This is a genomic window from Streptomyces sp. NPDC002701, assembly GCF_042889045.1.
Classification (GTDB): Bacteria; Actinomycetota; Actinomycetes; order Streptomycetales; family Streptomycetaceae; genus Streptomyces.
In genome coordinates this window covers 140,682-148,528 of record NZ_JBIAQL010000018.1, presented here as the reverse complement: position 1 = coordinate 148,528, position 7,847 = coordinate 140,682, and the positions used below count along the sequence as shown (strand labels likewise).

8 protein-coding genes are annotated in these 7,847 nt (G+C 72.6%); 4 read left to right on the top strand and 4 right to left on the bottom strand.

Going from position 1 to position 7,847, the window contains the following annotated elements:
- Positions 1-336 precede the first annotated feature (336 nt).
- From msrB to ACFYXC_RS32970, 4 genes are all read right to left on the bottom strand, one after another.
- The gene (gene msrB, locus ACFYXC_RS32985) at positions 337-744 is read right to left on the bottom strand and encodes a peptide-methionine (R)-S-oxide reductase MsrB (protein ID WP_388908040.1); all 408 of its coding nucleotides are present in this window, start codon (positions 742-744) and stop codon (positions 337-339) included.
- 28 nt (positions 745-772) lie between these two features.
- A complete protein-coding gene (gene murC, locus ACFYXC_RS32980; protein ID WP_389555813.1) occupies positions 773-2,161 on the bottom strand; it encodes a UDP-N-acetylmuramate--L-alanine ligase in 1,389 nt (462 codons plus the stop codon).
- A 199-nt stretch (positions 2,162-2,360) separates the two neighbouring features.
- Entirely contained in the window at positions 2,361-2,834 is a 474-nt protein-coding gene (locus tag ACFYXC_RS32975) for an indole-3-glycerol phosphate synthase (protein ID WP_389555811.1), read from the bottom strand.
- A 133-nt stretch (positions 2,835-2,967) separates the two neighbouring features.
- Positions 2,968-3,807, bottom strand: coding sequence for a pyrimidine reductase family protein (locus ACFYXC_RS32970; protein WP_389555809.1), 840 nt, complete (start codon positions 3,805-3,807; stop codon positions 2,968-2,970).
- Here ACFYXC_RS32970 and zapE point away from each other — a divergent pair.
- The 4 genes from zapE (at position 3,806) to ACFYXC_RS32950 (ending at position 7,759) form a co-directional block, all read left to right on the top strand.
- Positions 3,806-4,948 (top strand): cell division protein ZapE, encoded by a 1,143-nt coding sequence (gene zapE, locus ACFYXC_RS32965; RefSeq protein WP_389555807.1) that lies wholly within the window; start codon positions 3,806-3,808, stop codon positions 4,946-4,948. The two genes, ACFYXC_RS32970 and zapE, sit on opposite strands and share 2 nt — an antisense overlap.
- Before the next feature lie 185 nt (positions 4,949-5,133).
- The gene (locus ACFYXC_RS32960) at positions 5,134-5,511 is read left to right on the top strand and encodes a hypothetical protein (RefSeq protein ID WP_388908050.1); all 378 of its coding nucleotides are present in this window, start codon (positions 5,134-5,136) and stop codon (positions 5,509-5,511) included.
- Positions 5,512-5,663: 152 nt separating this feature from the next.
- Positions 5,664-6,254 (top strand): carbonic anhydrase, encoded by a 591-nt coding sequence (locus tag ACFYXC_RS32955; protein WP_388908052.1) that lies wholly within the window; start codon positions 5,664-5,666, stop codon positions 6,252-6,254.
- The gene (locus ACFYXC_RS32950; RefSeq protein WP_389555804.1) at positions 6,182-7,759 is read left to right on the top strand and encodes a SulP family inorganic anion transporter; all 1,578 of its coding nucleotides are present in this window, start codon (positions 6,182-6,184) and stop codon (positions 7,757-7,759) included. The genes ACFYXC_RS32955 and ACFYXC_RS32950 overlap by 73 nt, the downstream gene beginning before the upstream one ends.
- Positions 7,760-7,847 lie beyond the last annotated feature (88 nt).

Genomic DNA, 7,847 nt, shown 5'->3' with positions numbered 1-7,847 from the left:
CCCTCTTCCAGTTCCCGCAGCCGGTCCAGGAACAGCCGGGACAGTACCCGCGCGTCCTTGGGGGCGACCTTGCCGCCGTCCTCGATCCACGGCAGCTCACCGGGCAGGACGCCGGCCTCCGGCGCTCCCACGCTGGAAGCAGCCGCCTCGGGTGCGTTCACGGAGGAGATCACGGGGATGCCGCCTTAACTGGAAAACAGAACAGAGTGAGCCTCTTCTGCCCCGGTTGCCGGCATGCATGTCCGCTCGCCGCCATCTTTTTCCGAACGGTCCCGTGCGGGGGTGCCGTGCGGCAGGCCGCAGGTCCGGGCCGGGGCCCGGGCCTGCGGCCGTGCGTCACTCCCCGGACGGTGTGAGCGTCAGCGAGATGGAGTTGATGCAGTACCGCTGGTCGGTCGGGGTCGGGTAGCCCTCACCCTCGAAGACGTGGCCCAGGTGCGAACCGCAGCGCGAGCACCGCACCTCGGTGCGGGTCATCCCGTGCGAGCGGTCCTCGATCAGCTCGACGGCGTCGGACTCCTTCGGGTCGTAGAAGGACGGCCAGCCGCAGTGCGACTCGAACTTCTCGGTGGAGGTGAAGAGTTCGGCGCCGCACGCCCGGCAGGCGTACACGCCCTTGGTCGTGGTGTCGGTGTACTCGCCGCGGAAGGCCGGCTCCGTGCCGGCCTGGCGCAGGACGGCGTACTCGGCCGGGCTCAGCTCCGCACGCCACTGCTCGTCCGGCTTCTCGATGTCGTACGACATGTTGCTCAGCCCCTCACTACAGGTGGTGCTACTTCGACAGGCGGGTCAGGATCTCGGGTCCGAGGTCCGTCACGTCTCCCGCGCCCATGGTGAGAACCAGATCACCGGGCCTCGTCATTCCCGTCACCAGCGCGGGCACCGCCGCCTTGTCGTGCACCGGCGTCACATGGGCGCCGGCCGCCTGGGCCGCCTCGATGATCAGCTCGCTCGTCACGCCGGGGATCGGGTCCTCGCGGGCCGGGTAGATGTCCAGGACCAGCGAGGCGTCCGCGAGGGACAGCGCCTGGCCCATCTCCTTGCCGAGTTCCTGGGTGCGGGAGAAAAGGTGGGGCTGGAAGACGACGAAGATGCGGGAGTCGCCGGCCGCCGCCCTCATCGCCTCCAGGTCCGCCGTCATCTCCGTCGGATGGTGCGCGTACGAGTCGACGACCTGCACCCCCGCCTCCTCGCCCTTGAGCTGCAGGCGGCGCTTGACGCCCGTGTAGGAGGCCAGTGCGGGGGCCAGCTCTTCCGCCGGGATGCCGAGGGCCGCGCCCGCCGCCAGCGCCGCGACCGCGTTGTGCGCGTAGTGCCGGCCGGGCACCGAGACCGTGAAGGTGAGCCGGGAGCCGTCCAGCTCGACGGTCACCTCGCTCTTCAGCCCCTGGGGGACCACGGACAGCACGCGGACGTCGGCGTCCTCGGACTCGCCGTACGTGACCACGCGAAGGCCGTCCGGCAGGCGCCGCGTCAGCTCGCGCGCGCCGTCCTGGTCCGCGGCGACCACCAGGGTGCCGCCGGGCACGATCCGGTCGGCGAACGTCTCGAAGGACTCGTAGATCTCGTCCATGGACGCGTAGTTGGCGTGGTGGTCCAGCTCCACGTTCAGCACGATCGCGACCTCGGGCGCGTACTTGTGGAAGCTGCGGTCCGATTCGTCGGCCTCGGCGACGAAGATCTCGCCCGTGCCGTGCAGGGCGTTCGACCCGGGGGCGTCGAGGTCGCCGCCGATCGCGTACGAGGGGTCCAGGCCCAGGGTCGACAGGGAGACGGCCAGCATCGACGTCGTGGTGGTCTTGCCGTGCGTGCCGGCGACCGCGATCGGGCGCAGGCCGTCCATCAGGCGGGCGAGGGCGTCCGAGCGGTGGACGACCGGGATGCCCAGCTCGGCGGCGCGGGCCAGCTCCGGGTTGTCCGGGCGGATCGCCGAGGAGACGACCACACAGGTGGCGTCGGACGCCAGATGACCGGCGGCGTGCCCGATGTGGACCGTGGCGCCCAGCGCGCGCAGCGCCTCGGCGGTCGCGGAGTCCTTCGCGTCGCTGCCCGCCACCGCGGCCCCGCGCTGCGCGAGGATCTTCGCGATCCCCGACATCCCGGCGCCGCCGATGCCGATGAAGTGCGGTCGATCCATGGCGGTAGGAAGGCCGGGTGCCATACGTGTTTCTCCCAGGACGCAGCTACGGGGTGAGCGGCCCCAGCTTATGGGGCGCACCGGCGGGCGCCCTGTGAGGGGCGCGGGGAACCGCGCGCCCGGCCACCTGCGAGCGGCACCCGCCGGACCCGGGCGCCCCCAGGGCGCCCGCCGTCCAGCCGCAGCGGCAGCGGCAGCGGCAGCGGCAGCGGCAGCGGCAGCGTCACGCCTTGCTGTGCGAGAACAGCTTCAGCACGGGCACCCCCACCTTGTGCCGCGCCCGGGACGCCCAGTCCCGGTGGAAGAACTCCTCCACGTAGTGCGGATCGGTGAGCACGATCACCTCGTCCGCCTCCACCTCGTCGACGAGACTTTTCAGCGCGTCCAGCGGATGGTCCTCGATCAGCCGCCCCTGCGCCGCGCTGCCACCGGCCCGCAGCGCCACCAGCGACACGTCCAGGGCCCGCCGCCCCTGCCCGGCGGCCTCCTCGCCCTCGGGCGTCTCGTGCTCGCGGGCCGCCTCGTCCAGCTCACCGAGGGCCACGTCGTCGATGGCCCGCAGCAGCCGGTCCGCCTGGTCGCCGCGGGGCTGGAGCAGTACGTGGAAGGCGACGTCCTCGTCGCCGTGCAGGCCGGTGACGAACTCCACGTCCGCGGACGTCAGCGCCTTCTCGATCATCAGTACGCTCGTGAACACGGCAAACGCCCTTCTTGTCCGAGGGCCGTTCCAGACCCCTGCGGAAACCATCCTGCCCCGTGACCGCACGAGGACTGCGTCATTCAGTGTGCCCGGCGAAAACTAAACGGAACAAAAGATTCCACTTCATGGATCAGAGCCGACGGTAACGGCTGAAGAGGAACCCGGCCTCCTCCAGCAGGGACATCAGTTCGAACCGCTGCGGCACAGCGACCGGAGGGCCGCCGGCGATCCGCTGGGCGTCCCCCGCGGTGAGCATCGGGGACACCGTCAGACACAGCTCGTCGAGGACACCGGCCGTGACGAACTGGCCCAGCAGCCGCGGGCCGCCCTCGGTCAGGAGCCGCAGCATCCCCAGGCCGGCCAGCGCGCGGACGGCCCGTGCGGGATCCACCCCCGTGCCGTCGCCGGCGATCACGACCCGCGCACCGGCCTTCTCGGCGGCGGCGACCCGGTCGGGCGCCGCCGCGGCCCCGGTCAGGACGAGCGTGGGGAGCAGGGGCGAGGTGAACAGCGGAAGCGAGAAGTCCAGGTCGAGGCTCGCGCTCACCACGGCGATCGCGGGCGCCGGGCCCTGCCCCGCCGCCTGCCGGAGCGCGGCGAAGTCCTCGCGTGCCCGCGCGGGGCGGTACCCCTCCTGGCGTACCGTTTCCGCGCCGACCACCACGACGTCCGCGAGTCCCCGCAGCGTGCCGAAGATCCGCATGTCGGCGGCGCCGGAGATGGGCTGCGACCGCCCCTCGTGCTGGGCCGCCCCGTCGAGCGTGGAGACCATGTTGGCGCGCAGCCAGGGCCGCTTCCCGGCGGGTTCCGGGGCGCCTGGGGCGTCCGTGGCGTCCGGGCCCGGCGTCGGGTAGGCGTACGCCGCGGCCAGTTCGCCGAGCCCCCATTCGCGGTCCGCCGTCCCCGTGCCGGGCACCCCGCCCGAGGCCGTGGCTGCTGTCTCGTCGGTCACAGGGAACAGGCGTCGCATGTCGTGCAGTCTGGCACGGGACGTAGAGTGGGGAACCGTGTCAACCTCCACCACCGCCTCCGGATTCGGCGCGACGGCCGATGCGACCCCGTCGTCCCTGTGCGCTCGCGAGCCGCGTGTCGCCGCGGACCGGCTGGTCGCCGAGATGGTGCCGCCACCGCGTTTCGACGCGGTCCGCTTCGACACGTACATCCCGGATCCGGACCAGCCGAGCCAGACCGACGCCGTCCGCGTGCTCGGCGACTTCGCGGCGGGGCTCGGCGGCGGGGCACCGTCCGCGGCCTCCGGCAGGCGCGGCTTCCTCGGCTTCGGCAGGAAGCCCGCGAAGGCCCCGGCGGGCCCCCGCGGTGTCTACCTCGACGGCGGGTACGGCGTCGGCAAGACCCACCTCCTCGCCTCCCTCTGGCACGCGACCCCCGCGGAGCCCTCGCTCAAGGCGTTCGGCACGTTCGTCGAGCTGACGAACCTGGTCGGCGCGCTCGGCTTCCAGGAGACGGTACGGACGCTGAGCGGACACCGGCTGCTGTGCATCGACGAGTTCGAACTCGACGACCCCGGCGACACCGTCCTGGTGTCCAGCCTGCTCGGCCGGCTGGTCGAGTCGGGTGTGGCGCTGGCCGCGACCTCCAACACGCTGCCGGGCAAGCTCGGCGAGGGCCGGTTCGCCTCGGTCGACTTCCTGCGCGAGATCCAGGGCCTGTCGGCCCACTTCCGGTCGCTGCGCATCGACGGCGAGGACTACCGCCACCGAGGGCTGCCCGAGGCCCCGGACCCGTACTCGGACGAGCAGGTCACGCGGGCCGCGTACGCGACGCCGGGGGCCTCGCTCGACGACTTCCCGCATCTCCTGGAGCATCTGGCCCGGGTGCACCCCAGCCGGTACGGCGCGCTGACGGACGGCGTCGAGGCGGTCTGTCTCACGGATGTGCGGCCGGTGCCCGACCAGTCCACCGCGCTGCGGCTCGTGGTGCTCGCCGACCGCCTGTACGACCGTGAGGTGCCGGTGCTCGCCTCGGGGCTGCCCTTCGACCGGATCTTCAGCGAGGAGATGCTGGGCGGCGGCTACCGCAAGAAGTACTTCCGTGCGATCTCCCGGCTGACGGCGCTGGCGCGGGACGCCAAGGGGCTCGTCAGAGCCTGACCAGCCCGCCGCTCGTCGCATTCCGGCCTGCCGACCGGCGATCTTCGGCCCACTTCCGGCGCTCTTCAGGCTGCCTTCAGGGTGAAACATTAAGTTAACCCTGCAAACGGATTCCCGCGTTAACGTTCGTGTCAGCAAGGGAATGCGCGACCTGTGGAACCGCGGAACCGGACGGGAGGGGGCCGATGCGACGAGGTACGACGGCCCGGACGCTGTTCGCCGTTCTCGCCGCCGTCCTGCTGGCCCTCCAGCTCTCCGCCCCCACCGCGGTGTTCGCATCCACGTTCGCATCCGTGCACGCGAGTCCGCCCGTCGCAGCCCAGGCCGAGTTCGTCACCTGTGCCGAGACCGTCCACTCGCACGGCCCGACCGGCCCCCTGCGCACCCGTGAGCGGATCCGCGTCGCGGACCACGTCCCGCCGGCCTCCGCGCGTCCCCCGCTCCTGAGGGACGCCGCCGCCCACGAGGACCCCTCGCACGCCTCGGCCCCCGCGGCGCACCACCGCACGACGAGATCCTCGGGCGCCCACTCCACGGCGGCCCTCCAAGTCTTCCGCTGCTGAGCCGGCCACGGGCACGAAGCGACTCCGACCTGACCCACCCCTCACCACGCCACGTCCGCCGAGCGCGTCGACGTGGGGTCATGTCGCCGTACCCGCATGCGCTCCGTCATGTAAGCCGACGCGCCCACGCGCGCGCCAGGAGGAACTGACCCATGCAGCCCCTCATCGATCACGCACGCTCCTTCCGCAAGCAGTCCGCGGACCGCCCGGAGGAGTTCGCCCGCCTCGCCGAAGGCCAGTCCCCGCAGGTCCTGTTCATCACCTGCTCCGACTCGCGGGTCGTCCCGGCCCTGATCACCGGAGCCCGGCCCGGTGAACTCTTCGAACTGCGCACCGCGGGCAACATCGTCCCCCCGCACACCTCTTCGCGGCCCACCAGCGAGGCCGCCACCGTCGAGTACGCGGTGGAGGTGCTCGGAGTCGCGGACATCGTCGTCTGCGGCCACTCCCACTGCGGCGCGGTCGGCGCGCTGGTACGCGGCGACGACCTGACCGCCGTGCCCGCCGTCCGCGACTGGCTCACGCACTCCACTCCACGGCCCACGGGCGCCGTCGAGGACCCGACCGTCACCGAGGCCGTACAGAACCACGTCCTGACACAGCTGCTGCGGCTTCGCTCGTACCCGTGCGTGGAACGGCGGCTGACGGACGGCCGGCTGCGTCTGCACGGATGGTTCTACGAGGTGCACACCGGCGCCGTCCTCGCGCACGACGTCCGCTCCGACTCCTTCGAGGCGCTGTGAGCACCGCGCCGGACACCTCCGCGACCGCCGGCAGGACCGCCCCGGACGGGCGTCCGCGGTTCCCGCACCTGCGGCAGGACTTCACCGCCTCGCTCGTCGTCTTCCTGGTGGCCCTGCCGCTGTGCGTGGGCGTGGCCGTGGCGTCGGGCGTGCCCGCCGAACTCGGCCTGATCACGGGCATCGTGGGCGGTCTGGTCACCGGGATGCTGCCCGGCAGCAGTCTCCAGGTCTCCGGCCCGGCCGCGGGTCTGACCGTGCTGGTCTTCGAGGCGGTGCGCGAGTACGGACTGGCCGTGCTCGGCGTCATCGTCCTGGCCACGGGGCTCATCCAGCTGGGCATGGGCGCGCTCCGGCTGGGCCGCTACTTCCGGGCCATCTCGGTGGCGGTGGTCGAAGGCATGCTGGCGGGCATCGGCCTGGTCCTGATCGCCGGCCAGCTCTACTCGGTGGCCGGCGCGGAGGCGCCCGCCTCGGGCCTGGACAAGCTCGCCGGGCTGCCGGGGCTGGTCGCCGACTCCGCCGGGTCCGGTACGGCGCTGACGTCCATCGGGCTGGGCGCGGCCACCGTCGCGGTCCTCGTGCTGTGGAAGTACCTGCCGCGGAAGGTCCGTACGGTGCCGGGGGCGCTCGCCGCGGTGGCGCTCGCCACGCTGGCGACCCTGGTGTTCGACCTGCCCGTGGCGACCGTCGAGGTGCGGGGGCTGCTCGACTCGATCCAGTTGCCGGGCCTCGACGCCGTCGGCGGCCTGGCGAGTGTCGGCGTACTGGGCACGGTGCTGGCCTTCGTCCTGATCGCGTCGGCGGAGTCGCTGTTCAGCGCCGCCGCCGTGGACCGGCTGCACGACGGGCCGCGCACCGAGTACGACAAGGAACTGATGGCGCAGGGCGCGGGCAACACGGTCTGCGGGCTGCTCGGCGCGCTGCCGATGACCGCCGTGATCGTGCGCAGCTCGGCGAACGTGTCCGCGGGCGCGCGGACGAAGGCGTCCCGGGTGCTGCACGGTGTGTGGCTGCTGCTGTTCGCGGCGCTGCTGCCGGCGGCGCTCGCCTACATCCCGCTGCCCGCGCTCGCGGGCATCCTGGTGCACGCGGGCTGGAAACTGATCCCGCTGCGCTCGATCGTGGCGCTGTGGCACGGGCACCGGGGCGAGGCGCTGATCCTGGTGGTCACCGCCGTGGCGATCGTCGCCGTGAACATGTTCGAGGGCGTGCTGATCGGGCTCGCGCTCGCCGTCGCCAAGACCGCCTGGGAGGCATCGCACGTCAGGCTGGAGGTCATCGACAAGGGGGCGGGCCCGGTGCAGGCGTACCTGTCGGGCAACGCGACCTTCCTGCGGCTGCCGAAGATCCTCGACAGCCTGGAAGCGCTGCCCCAGGACCGTCCGGTGGTGCTGGACCTGTCCGGACTCCACCACCTGGACCACGCGTGCCGGACGGCGCTGGAGAACTGGTCGCAGCGGCACAGCGCGGCGGGAACGGACCCGGTGAAGGTCACCGCCTCGTAGCGCCGCCGCCCGGCGGCCCGTTCCGGGACTCCACGCGGTTCCGGAACGGGCCGTTCGGGCTGCCGGGGCGGGCCGGCGGGCCCCGCGG

What these genes read in the sequence shown, in the direction of transcription:
- msrB (WP_388908040.1), bottom strand. Translation starts at nt 744, where the DNA reads ATGTCGTACGACATCGAGAAGCCGGACGAGCAGTGGCGTGCGGAGCTG.
- murC (WP_389555813.1), bottom strand. Translation starts at nt 2,161, where the DNA reads ATGGCACCCGGCCTTCCTACCGCCATGGATCGACCGCACTTCATCGGC.
- zapE (WP_389555807.1), top strand. Translation starts at nt 3,806, where the DNA reads ATGTCGTGCAGTCTGGCACGGGACGTAGAGTGGGGAACCGTGTCAACC.
- ACFYXC_RS32970 (WP_389555809.1), bottom strand. Translation starts at nt 3,807, where the DNA reads ATGCGACGCCTGTTCCCTGTGACCGACGAGACAGCAGCCACGGCCTCG.
- ACFYXC_RS32960 (WP_388908050.1), top strand. Translation starts at nt 5,134, where the DNA reads ATGCGACGAGGTACGACGGCCCGGACGCTGTTCGCCGTTCTCGCCGCC.
- ACFYXC_RS32955 (WP_388908052.1), top strand. Translation starts at nt 5,664, where the DNA reads ATGCAGCCCCTCATCGATCACGCACGCTCCTTCCGCAAGCAGTCCGCG.
- ACFYXC_RS32950 (WP_389555804.1), top strand. Translation starts at nt 6,182, where the DNA reads ATGGTTCTACGAGGTGCACACCGGCGCCGTCCTCGCGCACGACGTCCG.